13 protein-coding genes are annotated in these 19,213 nt (G+C 48.4%); 10 read left to right on the top strand and 3 right to left on the bottom strand.

Annotated features, from left to right (window positions below; all coding sequences use genetic code 11):
- Window positions 1-114: 114 nt before the first annotated feature.
- On the bottom strand, window positions 115-255 hold the full coding sequence (locus B9A32_RS21890) for a hypothetical protein (RefSeq protein WP_212637981.1): 141 nt from the start codon (window positions 253-255) through the stop codon (window positions 115-117).
- A 64-nt stretch (window positions 256-319) separates the two neighbouring features.
- On the opposite strand from B9A32_RS21890, the gene B9A32_RS16610 reads away from it, so the two are divergent.
- From B9A32_RS16610 to B9A32_RS16600, 3 genes are all read left to right on the top strand, one after another.
- Window positions 320-688 carry a cupin domain-containing protein gene (locus B9A32_RS16610; protein WP_084071077.1) on the top strand — a complete coding sequence of 123 codons (369 nt, stop codon included), beginning with the start codon at window positions 320-322 and terminating at the stop codon, window positions 686-688.
- Between the two features lie 165 nt (window positions 689-853).
- Complete coding sequence (locus B9A32_RS16605; protein ID WP_084071076.1) at window positions 854-3,067, top strand: DUF1156 domain-containing protein; 2,214 nt, start codon at window positions 854-856, stop codon at window positions 3,065-3,067.
- Entirely contained in the window at window positions 3,036-4,082 is a 1,047-nt protein-coding gene (locus tag B9A32_RS16600) for a C15orf41 family protein (protein WP_232367206.1), read from the top strand. The genes B9A32_RS16605 and B9A32_RS16600 overlap by 32 nt, the downstream gene beginning before the upstream one ends.
- Window positions 4,083-4,323: 241 nt before the next feature.
- Here the strand turns inward: B9A32_RS16600 and B9A32_RS16590 are convergent, their stop codons facing one another.
- On the bottom strand, window positions 4,324-5,814 hold the full coding sequence (locus tag B9A32_RS16590; protein WP_084071072.1) for a succinate CoA transferase: 1,491 nt from the start codon (window positions 5,812-5,814) through the stop codon (window positions 4,324-4,326).
- 740 nt (window positions 5,815-6,554) lie between these two features.
- On the opposite strand from B9A32_RS16590, the gene B9A32_RS16585 reads away from it, so the two are divergent.
- From B9A32_RS16585 to B9A32_RS16575, 3 genes are all read left to right on the top strand, one after another.
- The gene (locus tag B9A32_RS16585; protein WP_084071070.1) at window positions 6,555-8,540 is read left to right on the top strand and encodes a hydantoinase/oxoprolinase family protein; all 1,986 of its coding nucleotides are present in this window, start codon (window positions 6,555-6,557) and stop codon (window positions 8,538-8,540) included.
- Window positions 8,537-10,240 carry a hydantoinase B/oxoprolinase family protein gene (locus B9A32_RS16580; protein ID WP_212637980.1) on the top strand — a complete coding sequence of 568 codons (1,704 nt, stop codon included), beginning with the start codon at window positions 8,537-8,539 and terminating at the stop codon, window positions 10,238-10,240. Before B9A32_RS16585 ends, B9A32_RS16580 begins: the two co-directional genes overlap by 4 nt.
- A 397-nt stretch (window positions 10,241-10,637) precedes the next feature.
- Window positions 10,638-12,467: an aldehyde ferredoxin oxidoreductase family protein gene (locus tag B9A32_RS16575; RefSeq protein ID WP_084071064.1), complete on the top strand. Its 1,830-nt coding sequence runs from the start codon at window positions 10,638-10,640 to the stop codon at window positions 12,465-12,467.
- Window positions 12,468-12,559: 92 nt separating this feature from the next.
- Here the strand turns inward: B9A32_RS16575 and B9A32_RS16570 are convergent, their stop codons facing one another.
- Window positions 12,560-13,054: a MarR family winged helix-turn-helix transcriptional regulator gene (locus B9A32_RS16570; protein WP_084071061.1), complete on the bottom strand. Its 495-nt coding sequence runs from the start codon at window positions 13,052-13,054 to the stop codon at window positions 12,560-12,562.
- 565 nt (window positions 13,055-13,619) lie between these two features.
- On the opposite strand from B9A32_RS16570, the gene B9A32_RS16565 reads away from it, so the two are divergent.
- The 4 genes from B9A32_RS16565 to B9A32_RS16550 all read left to right on the top strand — a co-directional run bounded on the left by B9A32_RS16565 (window position 13,620) and on the right by B9A32_RS16550 (window position 18,986).
- Entirely contained in the window at window positions 13,620-14,579 is a 960-nt protein-coding gene (locus B9A32_RS16565; protein WP_084071058.1) for an ABC transporter permease, read from the top strand.
- Window positions 14,580-14,595: 16 nt separating this feature from the next.
- Window positions 14,596-15,414, top strand: coding sequence for an ABC transporter permease (locus B9A32_RS16560; protein ID WP_212637979.1), 819 nt, complete (start codon window positions 14,596-14,598; stop codon window positions 15,412-15,414).
- A gap of 109 nt (window positions 15,415-15,523) precedes the next feature.
- Entirely contained in the window at window positions 15,524-17,140 is a 1,617-nt protein-coding gene (locus B9A32_RS16555; RefSeq protein ID WP_084071055.1) for an ABC transporter ATP-binding protein, read from the top strand.
- Window positions 17,141-17,381: 241 nt separating this feature from the next.
- Window positions 17,382-18,986 carry an ABC transporter substrate-binding protein gene (locus B9A32_RS16550; RefSeq protein WP_084071052.1) on the top strand — a complete coding sequence of 535 codons (1,605 nt, stop codon included), beginning with the start codon at window positions 17,382-17,384 and terminating at the stop codon, window positions 18,984-18,986.
- The last annotated feature ends 227 nt before the right edge of the window (window positions 18,987-19,213 follow it).

Raw genomic sequence — 19,213 nt, 5'->3', positions numbered from 1 at the left:
ATATAATTTTTGTGTTAAATGAAACTTAATTTTAAAATACTATGTTTTTCCCCGACGGGCATGTCCTGTGGAATACAACAAATAATAGGATCGTAAACGCGGAGCCAAATGGTATTATACCGCCGCCCCCCGACGGGCAATGGGCCCGGACCGGAACTGTAGACAGCTCAATTGTCCGGTTCCTATTGCCCGTCGGGGGGCGGCTCTGCCCACAAGAAAGCTTGAAATATGCCCCCGATTGGCGGAGTATTGCATATAAAAACTTATCAAGGTCTTCTTTCCCCAAAATCTATGAAACACAATAAATAGGAAAAAAACAGTGCAGGAAACCATTAAACATCAAAACCTGAACAGTGAATTTTACACCCCGGAAAAATGCTATATTACGGAATTGTCCAATGGTTGTGATGATCCCGATGTATCCATTGCCAGGGCCAGGGTAACACCCGGTGTGACCACCTGCCGGCATCGACTCCGGGATACCGCCGAACGCTATTGCATTCTCCAGGGAAAGGGGTGTGTGGAGGTGGGAGCGCTTCCCCCAAGGGAGGTCAATCCCGGTGATGTTGTCCTGATTCCCCCCATGTGTCCCCAGCGCATCACCAACATTGGTCAGACAGATTTAATTTTCCTTGCCATCTGTAGCCCCCGGTTTTCCGAAGATGTCTACCAAGACATGGAACATTGAGTTTATATCAAAAGGCTGTTAAATTAGTTCGATTATGTGACTACAAATTCCCCTGGAGACTGAAGCAGATAGTTTTTCAATGGATTTACAAATAACGCCTGACTGGATCACCCTAAGGGATACGGAGGGCCCACAGAAAATATTAAAAGGGAAATAAAGAACCCGATGATCGAAAAAAATTTTGATATACCCTTTATTGCCGATCTTGCACGCCGTGAAAAACAGATTCAGCAAAACTATCGCCCGATTATTGCGGTTCATAAATGGTTTGCCAGGCGTCCCGGAACCCTGTTTCGTGGCCTTATTTTATCTGAGTTTTCCGAAAATCCCCTCCAAAAAATCTATTACAATTCCAACAACTTTTCCGGGTTTCACATTGCAGATCCCTTTATGGGTGGAGGGATTCCTCTTCTGGAGGCCAATCGTCTGGGGTGTGATGTCACAGGGTTTGACATTAACCCCATGTCATACTGGATTGTAAAACAGGAAATTGAGCATCTAAACCTGGATGATTATGCCAAAGCAGCTGCACAGCTTTGCGTAAACCTTGAAAATGAAATTGGTCATCTTCACAAAACCCAATGCACCCTTTGTGGTTCTGGAAATGCCCATGTAAAATACTTTTTATGGGTAAAAACAATTCCTTGCAAAAAATGCGGAAAGGAGATGGATCTGTTCCCCGGTTATATGCTTTCCAGCGGTTCCCGGCATCCTAAGAATGTATTTGTGTGTCCTGATTGCGGGAAACTAACGGAAGTTAAAGACAAAAAAAATCCAGGTAAATGCTGTCATTGCTCCTTTCCACTGAAGCAAAACGGTCCTGCCAAAAGAGGGCTCTGCAAATGCCCTGACTGCCGCACGGAAAACCGGTTTCCTGATCCTGATCTGGGGGCTCCCAGGCATCGCATGTATGCCATGGAATACCATTGCCCGGTTTGTAAGCCTTCCCATAAAGGTCGATTTTTTAAAACACCGGATGACAAAGATCTTGCAAAAATTAAGGAAGCCTCAAAACGTTTATCCCAAATAAACCCCAAATATATTCCTGAATCCAAAATTCCCAGTGGAGATGAAACAAACCGCCTGCATCGCTGGGGCTATAACTATTACAAAGAGATGTTTAACCACCGGCAGCTCCTTGGCCTGGAACTTTCGGCCCGGCTCATTGCCCATGAACCGGACAAAAGAGTACGCAATGCCCTGGCAACAAATCTTTCTGACTTGCTCCGTTATCAAAACATGCTGTGCCGCTATGACAGCCGGGCATTAAAATCCCTTGATATATTTTCCATCCATGGATTTCCAGTGGGGCAGATTCAATGTGAATCCAATTTTCTGGGCATCATGCCCCCGGGACAAAACATCTGTATCGGCAGTGGCGGATGGGCAAATATCATCAAAAAATTCAAAAAAGCAAAATCCTATTGTGACCATCCCTTTGAAGTTAAATTTCAGGGCAAAACAAAAAAAGTGATCCCCACCAGGGACGAATGGATTGGAGATCATTTGGATAAAAATGCAGCAACGCCCCAAAGGAAAATTCATATTTCATGTAAGGACGCGGGGGTGTCGGACATTCCACAGGATTCACTTGACGCTGTTTTTACGGACCCGCCCTATTTCGGCAACATTCAGTATGCTGAGCTCATGGATTTTTGTTATGTCTGGCTGAAAAAAATAGTTGGCAAAACCACCCCGGCATTCAAAAAAGCTTCAACCCGATCCCCTGATGAGTTAACAGGCAATCTGGATATGGGCCGGGATCTGGATCATTTCACCCAGGGTATATCCAGGGTCTTCCAGAAAATGTCCACGGCATTGAAACCGGGGTCTCCTTTGGCATTTACCTATCATCATAATAAGATTGATGCCTATTACCCCTTAGCTGTGGCCATCCTGGATTCAGGCCAGACCTGTTCTGCATCCCTTCCGTGTCCTGCGGAAATGGGCAGCTCCATCCACATTAATGCCACAGGTTCATCCATCATTGACACCATTTTTGTTTGCCGGACAACGGGTATCATGCAGGGGAAATGGCTGGCAAAATCCCCTGAAGAGCTTGCCAAAATTGTTGAACAGGATTTAATTTTTCTCAAGGCTGGCAATGTAAATCCCACCCATGGCGACATCCGGTGTATTGCCTATGGTCATCTCATTCGCCATGCCATCTGGAATTTACGGCATGACTGGGATAAAACCAAAGCAACAGCAATACGCATTGAAAAGGTGATGGATTGGATTCGATTTTTTGGCAGCTGGTCCGAGGTTGAAAAATTTATAAACATGCCGGACAAAAACAAATCAAAGGAAAACAACCTGTTTTCAGTACAGGAAACCTGTTCCAATTATGGAGATGAAAATATTGATGTTCCCTTTTAAAGCAACATTGGAAGAGATCAATAAAGACCCTGACAACTATGTTGATTCCGTTTTTTCCTGCCTGGAATCTGAATTTCTTGTGATGCCAAAGGGAGCAGGATTTGTTGAATACCCTGCTTTTGAAGGTGGTTATGAGGCGCTGAAGGTCGCCACCAATGGATTTTCCGTGCTTGATCCTGCCGTTATTTATCCTGTCACGGTTTCTGAACCCATCTCCATCATTGTACTTCGCACCATGCTGGGTTTTACACCGCCGGAATGGGGGTATGTCACAACTCAAAAAACAGGGGTAAAGGTGACCCAGGGATTTATTCGCTCACTGGATCGTAAAATCAGAATGGCACCGGAGGAGGAATTGAACACAAACGGTGTGACAAAAGACAGAGTAAAGGCAATGGTTAAAGCTGCATGCCATTTGCTTTCTGAGGGAGCTCCCAAAGTCAACAACGATCAACTGCATAGACTGAACAAGGCCGACACAAAACATGGTATTTCCAGCATCAAAAATCTATCCCGGATAGGGGCACCCTATGCCATGCTGCTATATGAACGCTTTATTGGCAGGCCTTTTGCCGGTCACCGTGATTCAGTCAGTGATATCATTGGAGATAGTCTGGAATCGGCCATCGAAGAGGTGCTTACCAAAGCGGGGGTCAGTTTTCGTAAAACCAAACGAGCGGAACGCATTGAAGGTTTTGATCAGACACCTGATTTTATCATACCCAGTGAATTTAATCCCAGGATTGTCATAGAAGCAAAAATCACAGAAGACGATGGCACAGCCCGGGATAAGGTCACCCGAATTCAACATCTTGGGGAACTAAGCCTTGCCGGAAGGTCCCAGAACAATCCAAGATATGAAGTCATTGCCTGCATTGGCGGACGCGGTTTCGGGGTCCGAAGGGAAGATATGAAAAAGATGATTTTGGCCACAAGGGGAAAGGTTTTTACAGCAAAAACCCTGGAACATCTTGTGGAGTGTAGCGCATTGAAAAAATATAGATCAAATCAATAAAAGGGCCTGTTCACAGCATAGGCCACTTTTACCTTCATTTTTTTACTCGGTTTCCATGCCTGGCAAAAATTTTTTATTAGAAAATAAAACCTCCGGGTAACCTCAGCAGAGCCCCCCCGAGGGGCAATAGGAACCGGCCAATCGAGCTGTCTACAGTTCCGGGCCGGGCCCATTGCCCCTCGGGGGGGCGGCATAATACCATTGTAATATTCGTTGTGTTCGTCAGGACATACCCGTTATTTCATATTTTCATATCCCCGGTTTCCATAAATCGCTGATGAAAGGAAAACGCCTCCCCCAGAAGATGGGGTTCATGTCCACCCACCTTGTGCACGGCCCGGCTGTAGTAATCCCACAACAGATCCCGGTAATCAGGATGGGCACATTTTTTAATAACCGCCTCAGCCACCTGGCGGGGGGTGAGATTTCGGGTGTCCACCAGTCCTTGTTCTGTGACAATAACATCCACAGAATGCTCGGAATGGTCCACATGGCTCACCATGGGCACAATGGCGGAAATGGCACCGTTTTTGGCCATGGAAGGGGTAACCATGAATGAAAGCGCTCCGTTTCGTTCAAAATCCCCGGAGCCCCCAATACCGTTCATCAGCTGGGACCCCATGACATGGGTGGAGTTCACATGGCCATAGATATCTGCCTCCAGGGCCGTGTTAATGGCAATGACTCCCAAACGACGGATCACCTCCGGTGAGTTGGAGATCTCCACAGGCCGGAGAATAATTTTTTCTCTGTATCGATAGATCTCTTTAAAAAAACGGTCCCGGGCTTTTTCAGACAATGTCATGGCTGAGGCAGATGCTGCCCTAATTTTCCCCATGTCAATCAAATCCAGCACACTGTCCTGGATCACTTCGGAATAAAGATCCACACTTTGAAAAAAATCATCCTCCATGAACCGGCTTAACACAGCATTGGAAACATCCCCCACCCCGGCCTGCCAGGGCAGCGTTTTGGGCAGGCGGTCTTGTTTCATTTCATGGCGGACAAAGTCCAGAATCTGTTCTCCAATGCGCAGGGGAATTTCCCCGGGGGACTGGAACACGGCACAGGTATCTTTTTCTCCGCTTTCCAGGATGGCCACCACCTTATCGGGATTCATCTCAATAAAGGGTTTCCCAATGCGGTCCGCCGTGCGGTACAGGGGAATGGGCATACGATAGGGAGGATCTTCCGGGATAAAAATATCATGGATACCTTCAAGGCCCTGGGGATCACTCTGGGACATTTCAATGATAATCTTATCGGCATGTTTCACATAGGTGGGGGTGTTTCCCACGGACATGGTGGGCACCAGATGACCTTTTTCCGTGATGGCCACGGCTTCAACCACAGCCACATCCACCGCTCCCCAGTCACCGCAACGAACCAGGGAAGACAGCCGGGAAAGATGGTCATCTTTAAATAAAATTTCATTGTTGTTGATCTTTTTTCTCATGGTGCGGTCACTCATGTAGGGCCTGCGCCAATTGACCAGATCGGTGTTTGAAAGCAGGCCGTCCACAAGCTCTCCTGTGGATGCACCGGCATAGATATTTATTTTAAAGTTTTCTCCCTGTTCTGCCCGCCGGGCAAGTTCCATGGGAATCATTTTGGGATATCCGGCTGTAAATCCAGAAATAAATACATTGGTGCCGTCCACTATGTGAGCGGCGGCGGTGGCCGGATCGGTGATTTTATCTCTAAGCGGTGCGTATCTGATTCTATCTTTCAATGTCTTCTCCCTTGTTTTCCGGGCTCTTAAATCACAGGGTCTCCACGTTGTCAGGTCATCATGTGTTTACCTTAAATAAAGGCAAACCAATGGAAGTTCAGGCCCCATGAGTTCTGGATGATGATCCATCATGCCCCTTCTATCCTGGGCCGTAAAATACCACAATCATAATAAGTGGCACACCTTTTTCCCCAATTTTACAAATTCCTTGCACTGCATGATCAAGTTTATCTATAGTGCCATGGAATGGAAAATGGCCCCATAGAGAATGCATCATATCTATATATTTTGCATTTTATGGTAAACATAACAAATATTACAATTTCAACTTTCGGGCTTCATTTCAAAGCCGGCATTTTTAAATGTACCGACGGGCTCAGTGTACCGACGGGGTCAGGCTTTTGTTATTGATGTTATCGACCAAGGCCTTTGCCGGCAAAAAAAGCCTCGATAATGTCAATAACGAAAGCCTGACCCCACCACGAAATGCGAACACCGAAAGTTGAGTTACAATGGTATTATACCGCCGCCCCCGACGGGCAATGGGCCCGGACCGGAACTGTAGACAGCCCAATTGTCCGGTTCCTATTGCCCGTCGGGGGCGGCTCTGCTGAGGTTACCCGGAAGTTTTATTTTCTAATAAAACATACATGGCGGTAACCACCAGCCACAACGAAAAATGAAACTCTCATAATTCCAGGTCTTTGGATGGAGTTTAATATAAAAAAAGGATAAATTAAATGGAACTGATAGGGGTGGATACCGGAGGCACTTTTACGGATTTTATTTATAGAAAAGAAGGGAAATGGGGGGTGTTCAAACAGCTTTCCACCCCTTCCAATCCTGCAGAATCGGTGTTGAGCGGCATTTCACACATTACACAGTCAGACAATTATAAAATGGTGCACGGCTCCACTGTTGCCACCAACGCCATTCTGGAACGAAAAGGGGCCGTAACCGCCCTTATCACCAACAAGGGCTTTGAAGATGTTTTTGCCATTGGCCGCCAGAACCGCACGGAATTGTACAATCCCCAATACCGGAAACCACCCCTTCTTGTGCCCTCACACCTCAGGTTCGGGGTCCATTGCCGCACCAGAAGTGATGGCGGAGTGGAACTGGCCTTTGATGATGCTTCGGCAGCAGAGGTGGTGGAAAAAATCAAACAGGCAAAGGTGGACTCCATTGCCGTGTGCTTTTTGTTTTCCTTTCTCAATCCCCATGATGAAATAAAAATGGAAAAGGCCCTGGAAGCACTCAAAATCAGCACCTCCCTCTCCCACAAGATACTGGCGGAATTCCGGGAGTACGAGCGCACATCCACCACCGTGGTAAACGCCTATGTCTCCCCCATCATGAAGCGTTATATCACCCATATCATAGAGAACATCCACGGAAATGAGCTTCGCATCATGCAGTCCAACGGCGGCAGTATTTCTGCGGCCACTGCCATGAACGAATCGGTGAGAACCATTCTTTCCGGCCCTGCCGGAGGCGCTGTGGGGGCCTGGGAAACCGGCAAAATGGCAGGGGTGGAAAAACTGATCTCCTTTGACATGGGCGGCACCTCCACGGATGTGGCCCTCATTGACGGGGGGCTTCCCTTGACCTTTGAGTCCGCCATCTCTGATTTTCCCGTAAAAGTGCCCATGATTGATATTCACACTGTGGGGGCCGGCGGCGGCTCCCTTGCCTTTATGGATGCCGGAGGGGCCTTAAGGGTGGGGCCGGAAAGTTCCGGTGCTGACCCCGGGCCCATCTGCTATGGGAAAGGAGAGCAGATCACCGTCACCGATGCCAATCTCTATCTTGGACGGCTGGTGCCGGAACATTTCCTGGGGGGGCACATGACCCTGGATTTCCAACGGCTGGAATCTTACTTTGACAAGATGTCCCGGGAGTCTGGCCTGGACAAAAAGACCCTTGCCGAGGGCATTCTTTCCGTTGCCGACACAGCCATGGAAAAGGCCATCCGGGTCATCTCCGTGGAGCGGGGGTTTGATCCTTCGGAATTTTCCCTGTTCTCCTTTGGCGGTGCCGGGGGACTCCATGCGGTTTCCCTGGCCCGGCTGCTCAATATGCCCACCGTGTTTGTGCCCCAAAACCCCGGCATTCTTTCTGCCGTGGGCATGCTCATGGCAGATGTTATTAAAGATTATTCCCTTACCATCATGCAAAAGGCCCAGGACATGGACCATGCCATGCTTGAAAAACAATTTGAGCCTCTGGTTGAAAAAGGCATCGAGGAATTGCTTTTAGAAGGCATTGATAAAGGCCGTATCCATGTGGAAAAATTCCTGGACATGCGCTACAAAGGCCAATCCTACGAAATCATGGTTCCCTTTACCACGGAATATGAAAACAGCTTCCATCTTCTCCACGAAAAGAGCTATGGATACAGCAATCCAGACAAAAAAATGGAGATTGTCAACATCCGACTCAGGGCCAGGGGAACCCCGGAAAAACCGATAATAGATCCAGAACCCCATGCCGGAAAAATTCCCCCTGCAAAAGCCTTTGGGGAAAAACGTCCTGTGATCTTTGACGGTGTCCCCCGGGAAACCGACCTTATTCACCGGAAACATCTCAGCCATGGCAATGAAATCACAGGGCCTGCCATTATATTGGAGTACACCTCCACCATTGTCATGCCCCCGGACACCTTTGCAAGGGTGGATCAATTTGGCAATCTTATCATCCACACCTGCAAAAAAGGAGAAAAATGATGCCCCCTTTAATCCCATCAGACCCTTTGGATCTCCATGCAGACTCCCGGAAAACCAATAAGGCCCATGGCAATGAAACATCCGGTAAAGATATCCCCAATCCCATTTTGCTGGAGGTGTTTAAAAATCGATTTACCTCCATTTGTGAAGAAATGGGGGTTACCCTTAACCGCACGGCTTTTTCCCCCAACATCAAGGAACGACGGGATTTTTCCTGTGCTCTTTTTGATGCCAATGGCGCCATGATAGCCCAGGCAGCCCATATTCCCGTACATCTGGGCTCCATGCCCCTGTCTGTCAAGGCGGCCATTGATGCAGTGGAATTTGAACAAGGCGATATGGTGATGTTAAATGATCCCTACAAAGGGGGCACCCACCTGCCTGACATTACCATTGTGGCCCCGGTGTTTGATCCGGAATCATTGTCCCCTGCCAAGCCCGGCGCCGGGAAAAAAATTCCCAGACAAAACAGGCCCCGGTTTTTTGTGGCCAACCGGGCACACCACGCAGATGTGGGGGGAATGAGTGCAGGGTCCATGCCCCTGTCAAGCTCCCTGTTCCAGGAAGGGGTCATCATTCCACCTTTAAAAATCGTAAAAAAAGGCCAACTGGACAAAGATTTAATGACCTTATTTTTAAACAATGTCAGAACTCCCCAGGAGCGGGAAGGCGATTTTTCAGCCCAGATCATGGCCAATCTCACAGGTATCCGCAGAATCCGGGAACTGGTGAAAAAATACAGTCTGCCCGAGGTAAAGCGCTACGCCACATCCCTCATGGACTATTCAGAAACCATCACACGGAAAAAAATCGCATCCATCCCCGACGGGGTGTATGAATTTGAAGACCGGCTGGATGATGACGGCAAAGGAACAAAAGATATTCATATTCATGTTATCCTCACCATTAAAGGTGATGGCGCCACCCTTGATTTCAGGCATTCCCATGCCCAGGTCACCGGCAGTGTCAATGCGGTTTTTTCCATTACCCTGTCTGCGGTGATCTATGTATTTCGCACCCTGATAAAGGAGGACATTCCCTTTAATGCCGGTTGCTTCAAACCCATCAGCTTAATCACGAAAAAGGGAACCATTGTGGATGCCGTATTTCCTGCCGCCGTGGCCGGGGGCAATGTGGAAACGTCCCAACGGGTGGTGGATACCGTGCTGGGGGCCCTGGAAAAAGCCCTTCCCGGACAGATCCCGGCAGCCGGCCAGGGTACCATGAACAACCTCACCGTGGGGGGTATGGACCTGCGAACCCACACCCCCTTTGCCTACTATGAAACCCTGGGCGGCGGCATGGGGGCCACAGCCACAAATAACGGCGAAAATGCGGTGCATTCCCACATGACCAACACCTTAAACACCCCGGTGGAGGCCCTGGAATACAGTTATCCCTTTCTGGTGACACAGTATGCCATTCGCAAACATTCCGGGGGTGGGGGTAAATTTTGCGGGGGAGACGGTATGATCCGTGAAATGCGCATGCTTGGTCCTGCTGAAATGACCGTGCTGTCCGAGAGAAGAATTCACCCTCCCCACGGCATTGATGGCGGAAAACCCGGTGCCTGCGGTAATAATTATATTATCCGCAACGGCAGAAAAAAGATCATGCCGGGCAAATTCCATGCGCAATTAAAAAAAGGTGACACCCTGGGCATTGAAACACCGGGGGGCGGGGGGTACGGCAGACCTTAACCTTTTTTCCAATAAGTCCCCTTGCCGATCTTTGATTTGGCGGGGGACAAATCGCCTGTTATTTATTCATCGTATTTCCCTGGCATCTCGCCGATTTTAACACTGAATAACATAAAAAAACCCATACTCCGTCCATTTTTCATTTCCTCTGCCCCGGCATCGCACAACTATATTCATCCACATAAATTTTTAAAAAAGCATTCTCCCGCGAACTGACTTAATGCCCATTATTTTTTTTTAAAAAAATTCATTTTAGTGTTGAAATCTGTTTCAGCCTCCTATATGCTACACTTACTATAACATTTAAAAATCAAATAAAGGGACCCACTTATACATGGGCAGGTCCCTTGATAAAGTACGCCTGAATTTTTTGATTTCACAAAAAGGAGTCACTACAATGAAAGGATGGATCGGTAAAATTCTCCGGGTTGATCTCACCACAGGAGAAATAAAAGATGAAGTTCTGGACCCCGGGGTGGCCAAGGATTACATCGGCGGCCGTGGCATCGGTATCTATTATCTGAACAAAGAAATGGACCCGACATGCGACCCGTTTTCCCCGGAAAATCTCATGATTATGATGACAGGCCCCCTCACCGGCACCGGTGCCCCCACCGGCGCCCGATATATGGTGATGACAAAATCACCGTTAACCGGGGCCGTAACCTGCTCCAACTCCGGTGGAATGATGCCCCGGGAAATGAAACGGGCCGGTTACGACGGCATCATTTTTAAGGGCAAATCAGAAAAACCGGTTTTCCTCTGGATAAACAAGGGCAAGCCGGAGCTGAAAAGCGCTGAAGATATCTGGGGAAAAACAGTGCCGGAAAGTACGGACATGCTGCTTTCCCAAACAGATCCCAAAGCCCGGGTGGCCTGCATCGGCCCTGCCGGGGAGAATAAGGTTCTTTTTGCAGGTATCATGAACGAAAGGCACCGTGCCGCAGGCAGATCCGGTGTGGGTGCTGTGATGGGTTCCAAAAATCTCAAAGGGGTTGTGGTACTGGGAAGCGATAAAATTAAACTTGCCCAGCCCGATGCGTTCAAGGAATTCAATCAGAAAATTTTAAAACAATACACCGACGAAGCCAAAATAACACCGGTGGGGCTGACCATTAACGGTACCTCCGGAGTGGTTGCCGTGACCCAGGAAAAGGGCATTCTGCCCACCAAAAACTGGCAGCAGGGAACCTTTGACGGCTGGGAAGATATCCAGGGAACCACCCTTACTGAAAAATATCTGGTGAAAAACCAGGGCTGCTTTGGCTGCCCCATCAAATGCGCCAGAATCACCAAGGTGACGGAACCGGGATTTGAGGGAGAGGGCGAAGGTCCTGAATATGAGACCGTTTATGCCATGGGCTCCAACTGTATGATTGATAACCTGGCCGCCATCACCAAGGCCAATTATCTTTGCAATGAACTGGGTCTTGACACCATCACCATGGGAGCCACTGTGGCCTGCGCCATGGAGCTTGTGGATCGCGGTTATGTAAGCGAAGACGAAGTGGGACGATCCCTGAAATGGGGAGACGGCGAAGCATTGGTGGCGCTCACCCGTCAAACGGCCTATCGTGAAGGATTTGGCGATAAGCTTGCCAATGGCAGTTATCGCCTGGCAGATGGGTATGGACATCCAGAACTTGCCATGGTTTCCAAAAAACAGGAATTCCCGGGATATGAACCCCGGGGGGCCAAGGCCATGGGCCTTGCCTATGCAACATCCCCCATAGGCGGCTCCCACATGCGCGGCGATCCAGCCTATTTTGAAATTTTCGGCACCACCTTTTCCATGGACCCCCTGGCCACCAAGGGAAAGGCCGGCCCCACAAAGCGCATACAGGATCTGTCCGCCATTGTGGATGCCGCAGGGCTCTGCATCTTTTTCGGCGCCAGAATGCTGGCAGAAAAGGACAGCACCATGTCCCCCACCGGTATGTTGACCTATTTAAACACCGCCACCGGGGCAGATTATACCATGGAAGATCTGGTCATGGCTGCCGAGCGCATCACCAATGCCGAGCGGTTGTTCCTGGTGAATGCAGGTTTTGACAGAAAGGATGATTCACTGCCCAAACGCATCACAGACGAACCCTTACCGGCAGGCCCGGCCAAGGGCGAAACCTGCGATCTTCAAACCATGCTGGATGATTATTACGAAGTCCAGGGCTGGGACAACAATGGTATTCCCAAGGCTGAAACCCTGAAAAAACTCGGCCTGAACTGATTTTGCAGCAACACCCGTTTTTTGACCTATTTTTAACTGTCACGGATGGACCGAAATAACAACCAGGTCTGCCCGTGGCAGTTTATCTCCCATCACCCCTCCTCAGAATCAAAAGGCCCTGTAATCATCATGGGGCTGGCCTCAATATCCTCGGCAGACATCATTGTCACCACCCGCTCAAATGCACTTTCAATCATTAGCTGTTCCCAGCCTTCCAGATCGGAAAAACGTTCAGTAAATTTTTCCTGAAGAAGTGGGGGCACCTGTTCCAGAATGGTCTCTCCCTTTTCAGTGATAATAATATTGATTCGACGTTTATCGCTGGTACTCCGGGTTCTGGTTAAACAGCCCTGTTTCTCAAGGCGTTTCGTGATGTCTGTAACCGTTGCCTGACTGAGACTGATATTTCTGGACAATTGCGTCACAGATATTTTCTTCTGTGTCGATATTTCCTGAAGTACGATGAGTTGCGGACCGGTGAGTCCAAATTTTTTCCTCAAACTGCTGGAATGTCGATCAATGGCCTGAATAATTTTTCTAAGGGCAATCAATAGATTCCTGCACCGGATATCGTTTGAATTCTGCATAAAATCCTTAATTATAAGTAAATATGCGGCTTAAGTAATGTAAAATGGCGGCAGCCGCAGTAACGAAAAAATGAGAATACTTTCATCAATTATAATATTTGAGTAAGGATGAAAAGTTTTTTTTGAAGGAACAATTTTTTGCTGCCATGGATATGATGTTCTTCCAACACCAAGCCGAATACTTATCACCAAACAGTCACAATTACATAGCTTTCTAATCATTAACAATAGCTTATATATCAAACATTTTTAAATGAATTGCATTTATTTCCTTGTTTATTAGGTTTTTATGAAAGCTCTATATTTCAATTCAACTTGACAAAATAGATAGAGAACGATACTTTTTTAAGGTTGTTATTTTGAGTTTGCAAAAAGAAGCTGTTTATTACAGCATCACAGAGAATACCATTTTCTCTTAGACGGTTCTTTCAGACACGTGCAAACAAGGCAGATTTAATTGTTAATATCATGCTCCGGGCCTCGCCAGGCCTGAACCGTCATTTATCGCAAGAAAATTCAATCTGCCGATATGTCCGGGGCAAAAAGGAAATAGAATTTTTTTATCATGGAAAACCTGACGCAACTGATTTTCAAGCGATGTCTGGCCAGCGTGGCCACCTTGTTTGTCATATCAATTATTATCTTTATCGGAGTTGAGCTTTTACCCGGGGATGTGGCCCAGGCGGTTCTGGGTCAGCAGGCCACCCCTGAAACCGTGGACGCTTTTAGAAAAGAACTTAAACTGGACCTTCCCCCAATGGTCCGTTACGGGGCCTGGCTCAAAGGGGTTGCCCATGGGGATTTTGGCAATTCCCTGGCCAACGGCAGACCTGTGGCAGACCAGATCGGGTGGCGCCTGGGCAACACCTTGTTTCTGGCGCTTCTCACCTCGGCCATTGCCGTCCCCCTGGCCATTTGTCTGGGCATGCTGGCCGCCTTTTATCGCAACACCCTGTTTGACCGCTGTATCTCCATATCCACGCTGTCCTTTATCTCTTTTCCCGAATTTTTCATCGCCTACATCCTGATTCTTGTTTTCAGCATCCAGCTCAACTGGCTGCCCAGCCTTGCCGCAGTCAATGAAAACATGGGCCTTGGCACCCGGATTTACACGGTGCTCCTGCCGGCCATGACCCTGACCTGTGTGGTCACGGCACACATGATGCGACAAACCCGGGCCGCCATCATCAATGTCCTTGCATCGGCCTATATTGAAATGGCTCAAATCAAAGGAATCAAGCGGTTGCGGATCATTGTTCTCCATGCCTTTCCCAACTCCCTGTCTCCGGTGATCAATGTGGTGGCCCTGAACATGGCCTACCTCATTGTGGGGGTGGTGATTGTGGAAGTGGTTTTTGTCTACCCCGGCCTGGGCCAGCTTCTGGTGGATTCTGTGGCCAAGCGGGACCTGCCCGTTGTTCAGGCTTCAGGTCTGATTTTCTCCGTGGTTTATATCCTCTTGAATCTCATTGCAGATATATTGTCCATGCTGTCCAATCCCAAATTAAGACAATCCAGAATTTAATAAAGGAGCGCCCACTGTGTTTAAATTAATAAAGCAATCCCCTGTTTCTGCGCGGATCGGCATGCTTATTGTCGGGCTGAACCTGGCAGTTGCATTATTTGCCCCTCTCATAGCCCCCTATGAAGAGACCGGTGTGGTGGGGGATGTCTGGGAAACCTCATCTTCCGCCTTTCTCCTGGGCACCGACCACATTGGCAGAGATCTGTTCACCAGGATGGTTTACGGGGCCAGAAACACCATTGCCCTCTCATTTACCATCACAGGCCTTTCTTTTTTCATGGGGGTTTTTATGGGATTTGTGGCTGCGGTGAAAAAAGGCTGGGTGGACCAGGGCATCTCCCGGGTGGTGGATATCATCATGGCCTTTCCAACCCTTATTTTTGCCTTGATGGTCCTGTCCATAATGGGACCTTCTGTTCCCACCCTGATTTTCACCATTGCAATTCTGGACTCCACCCGGGTATTTCGCCTGTCCCGGGCCGTGGCCATGGATATTGAAGTACTTGAATTTGTAGAAGCGGCAAGACTTCGGGGAGAGGGTCTGTGGTGGATTATACGCCATGAAATCCTACCCAATGCCATGCCCCCGCTCATGGCTGAATTTGGGCTCAGATTCTGTTTTGTCTTTTTGTTCATTGCTGCTTTAAGTTTTCTGGGACTTGGGCTCCAGCCGCCTCTGGCGGACTGGGGCGGCATGGTGCGTGAAAATGCCGGAGCCATCAATTTTGGCATTTTAATCCCGCTGATCCCGGCAGCTGCCATTGCCGTTTTAACCGTTGGCGTCAATCTTATCGTGGACTGGTTTCTCCATTTATCCAGCGGTTTGCACGAATAAAAAAGGTAAATATTCGGTCCATGCTACGCAGCCCCAAACAGGCGAATATGGGGCACTTTCCAAACATTTACATGAGCAAACCGAATATTTACTAAAAAAGGAGTAAAAAATGAGTAACTTATTAAAAATCAGAAACTTACATATTGAAGGCTTTTATGAAAACCAATGGCAACCCATTGTCAAAAACGTAAGTCTGGAACTTAAAAGAGGGGAAGTTCTGGGCCTTATCGGCGAGTCCGGTGCCGGTAAATCCACCATTGGTCTGGCAGCCATGGGATACACCAGACAGGGCTGCCGTCTGGCATCGGGTTCCATTGATCTGGAAGGAACAGAGCTGTTTGGTGCATCCGACGAAGATCTTCGCTTGATCCGGGGCTCCAAAGTGGCCTACGTGGCCCAGAGTGCGGCCGCCTCCTTTAACCCTTCCCACCGGGTGATCCGCCAGTATGCCGAGGCCCCGGTTCACCACGGCCTTAAAAGCTACAAAGAAGCAGAAGAGGAAGCAGTGGAACTCTACCGCCGCCTGTTTCTGCCCACGCCGGAGAAAATCGGATACAGATTCCCCCATGAACTGTCCGGGGGACAGCTTCAGCGGGCCATGGTGGCCATGGCCATGTCCTGTGAACCGGATATTATCGTGTTTGACGAACCCACCACGGCCCTGGATGTGACCACCCAGATTGAAGTTCTGGCTGCAGTAAAGGAAATCACGGAAAAAATGAACAAGGCCGCCCTTTACATCACCCATGATCTGGCGGTGGTGGCCCAGGTGGCCCACCGGATCATGGTCCTTCGCAACGGCAAAATGGTGGAAGAGGGTGAAACCCGCCGGCTGATCAAAAATCCCAAGGAAAAATATACCAGGGATCTGCTCAATGTCAGAAAATCAATGGATAACCATGAAATAGACCCGTCTTCCGATGTGATTTTAAACATTAATAATGTGGCAGCCACATATACAGGGCATGACAATGTCATTGAAGATATTGATCTTAAGGTTCAGCGGGGACAAACCGTGGCCCTGGTGGGGGAATCAGGTTCAGGCAAAAGCACCCTGGCCCGGGTGATCACAGGGTTGCTCCCTCGAACCACCGGGGATATTTCCTTTCTTGGTCAATCCCTTTCCACAACATTAAAACAACGAAAAAAAGATGACCTGCGGCGTCTTCAGATGATTTACCAGATGCCGGATACGGCCCTGAACCCCAGACATACTGTGAGAAAGGTCATTGGTCGGCCCTTGAAATTTTATTTCGGTTTGAAAGGCAAAGCTGCTGAACTGCGAATCCGGGAGCTTCTTGAAAAGATAGAGCTCAATCCGGATGCTTACATTGATCGCCTCACCACAGAGCTGTCCGGCGGCGAAAAACAACGGATCTGTATTGCCAGGGCCCTGGCAGCCGAGCCCGAGCTGATCATCTGTGATGAGGTGACTTCTGCCCTGGACCAGCTGGTGGCCGAAGGCATTTTAAACCTTCTCCAGGATCTGCAAAACAAAACAGATGTCTCTTATCTTTTCATCACCCATGATCTGGCAACGGTGAAAGCCATTGCCGACAAAATTGTGATCATGCTCCAGGGCAAAATCGTTGAACAGGGGGAAAAGAAAAAGGTGCTGAGTCCGCCCCACCACACCTACACAGACAAACTTCTGGCCTCGGTTCCCAAGATGGACCCGGACTGGCTGGATACCCTGTTAGAAGAACGGGCCTCAACTTATCTTTAAAAGAAATAAAACACTCAACTTTCGGGCTTCATTTCAAAGCCGGCATTTTTAAATGTACCGACGGGGTCAGTGTGCCGACGGGGTCATGCCGACGGGGTCAGGCTTTTGTTATTGATGTTATCGACCAAGACCTTTGCCAACGAAAAAAGCCTCGATAATGTCAATAACGAAAGCCTGACCCCACCACGAAATGCGAACACCGAAAGTTGAGTAAAACAATAACCCTTTAAGGAGAAACACCATGACGGATCAAAAAGCAAGCGAAATTCGTAATTTGGATGGACACGATGAATCAAAAAAAATCACACGTCGCCAGTTTATTGCCGGGGCATCGGCCCTGGGCCTCAGCGCGGCTCTGTCCCCGGCCCTTGTCCCATCCAGCGCTTTTGCCGCCCAGGGACCTCAAAAAGGCGGACATTTTAAAATGGGAATGGCCGGTGGACATACCACGGATTCTCTGGATACAGCGCTTATCGCTGATCAGGTGGCCGACTGCACCAATTATGCCTTGAGAAACAACCTGGTGGAGGTGGACCATAAAGGCAATGCCGTTCCTGAACTTGCCGAGTCCTGGGACGCCTCCAAAGATGCGGCAACCTGGCATTTTAATCTGAGGAAAGGGGTGGAATTCCATAACGGCAAAACCATGGACAGCGAAGATGTAATTTTTTCCATCCGTCACCACATGGGCAAAGATTCCAAATCCGGTGCAAAAGGATTGATCAATCAAATTGAGGATATCAAAAAAGACGGCAAGGACAAGGTTGTTTTCACCCTCAAAACCGGTAACGCTGATTTTCCCTATATTCTTAACGATTACCACCTGACGATTGTACCGGCAGGAACCCAAGGCGAGCAATGGGAAAAAGGAATCGGCACCGGCGGATATATTCTGGAAGCATGGGAGCCCGGCGTTAAAAGCATTGTAAGACGAAATCCCAACTATTATAAGTCAGATCGGGCACATTTTGAGTCAGCTGAAGTTTTGAGCATCGCAGATACCAACGCCCGGACCAATGCCCTGAGAACCGGGCAGGTGGATTACATGAACCGGGTGGAACTTAAAACCATCCATCTGTTTCAACGGGCCAAAAACATCAATATCATCCAGGTGAACGGAGGGTACCATTATACCCTGGCCATGCTCACAGACACCCCCCCCTATGACAACAATGATGTCCGGCTTGCATTAAAATACGCCATTGACCGGGAAGAGCTGGTGAAAAAATTCCTGAGGGGATACGGCAGTGTTGGAAACGACCAACCCATCCATCCGGGCAATCGATTTTATGCCAACGATCTTCCCCAGCGCCAATATGACCCGGACAAGGCCAAATTTCATCTGAAAAAAGCCGGTCTTTCCCAACACACCTTTGACCTGCACACTTCAGAACATGGTGGTTTCATGGACATTTCCACCCTGTATCAGCAAAGCGCCGCCAAAGCCGGTATAAAAATAAATATGGTCAAAGAGCCTGAAGACGGTTATTGGAGCAATGTGTGGCTGAACAAAGCGTTTTGCCACGGTTATTGGGGTGCCCGCCCCACAGCGGACATGGCATTTTCCGTGGCCTATTCCGGAAAAGCCAAATGGAATGAAACCCGGTTGCAGAATAAGCGGCTGGATGAACTGGTCCTTGCGGCCCGTTCCGAACTGGACGATGCCAAAAGAAAAGAAATGTACAGAGAGTGCCAGATGATTATTCGCGATGAGGGTGGAACAATAGTTCCTTTTTTCAAAGATTACGTGGAAGCATCCAACGAAAAAATTGGCCACGGAACCGTATCCGGGCTATGGGAAAGCGACGCACACAGAGTCATTGAACGCTGGTGGTTTAAATCCTGATCCTGGTTTGCCTCTGTTTTTGCGTATATTTTTGTATTCAGGGAATCAGCACAAATCAAATTACCTCAAATAGGGCTGAAAACCCCAAATATTTAACGCTAAAACATATCAACGGTAAATTGAAAGTTTTTGAGTCCCTTACGCAGCACCGAAAAACATTACCCTGCTTATTTGTCGAAAAAATAACAGGGTAATGCTCTAATTTGATTAATGTGGGTTTGGTCATA

This window comes from Desulfocicer vacuolatum DSM 3385, assembly GCF_900176365.1.
Classification (GTDB): Bacteria; Desulfobacterota; Desulfobacteria; order Desulfobacterales; family Desulfobacteraceae; genus Desulfocicer; species Desulfocicer vacuolatum.
Note: the sequence above shows the minus strand (reverse complement) of the source record. Positions and strands in the feature narration are given on the sequence as shown.

Bases quoted from the DNA above. Each gene is read 5' to 3' on its own strand.
- B9A32_RS21890 (WP_212637981.1), bottom strand. From the start codon at position 255: ATGCAATACTCCGCCAATCGGGGGCATATTTCAAGCTTTCTTGTGGGC.
- B9A32_RS16605 (WP_084071076.1), top strand. From the start codon at position 854: ATGATCGAAAAAAATTTTGATATACCCTTTATTGCCGATCTTGCACGC.
- B9A32_RS16600 (WP_232367206.1), top strand. From the start codon at position 3,036: ATGGAGATGAAAATATTGATGTTCCCTTTTAAAGCAACATTGGAAGAG.
- B9A32_RS16585 (WP_084071070.1), top strand. From the start codon at position 6,555: ATGGAACTGATAGGGGTGGATACCGGAGGCACTTTTACGGATTTTATT.
- B9A32_RS16580 (WP_212637980.1), top strand. From the start codon at position 8,537: ATGATGCCCCCTTTAATCCCATCAGACCCTTTGGATCTCCATGCAGAC.
- B9A32_RS16575 (WP_084071064.1), top strand. From the start codon at position 10,638: ATGAAAGGATGGATCGGTAAAATTCTCCGGGTTGATCTCACCACAGGA.
- B9A32_RS16570 (WP_084071061.1), bottom strand. From the start codon at position 13,054: ATGCAGAATTCAAACGATATCCGGTGCAGGAATCTATTGATTGCCCTT.
- B9A32_RS16565 (WP_084071058.1), top strand. From the start codon at position 13,620: ATGGAAAACCTGACGCAACTGATTTTCAAGCGATGTCTGGCCAGCGTG.
- B9A32_RS16555 (WP_084071055.1), top strand. From the start codon at position 15,524: ATGAGTAACTTATTAAAAATCAGAAACTTACATATTGAAGGCTTTTAT.
- B9A32_RS16550 (WP_084071052.1), top strand. From the start codon at position 17,382: ATGACGGATCAAAAAGCAAGCGAAATTCGTAATTTGGATGGACACGAT.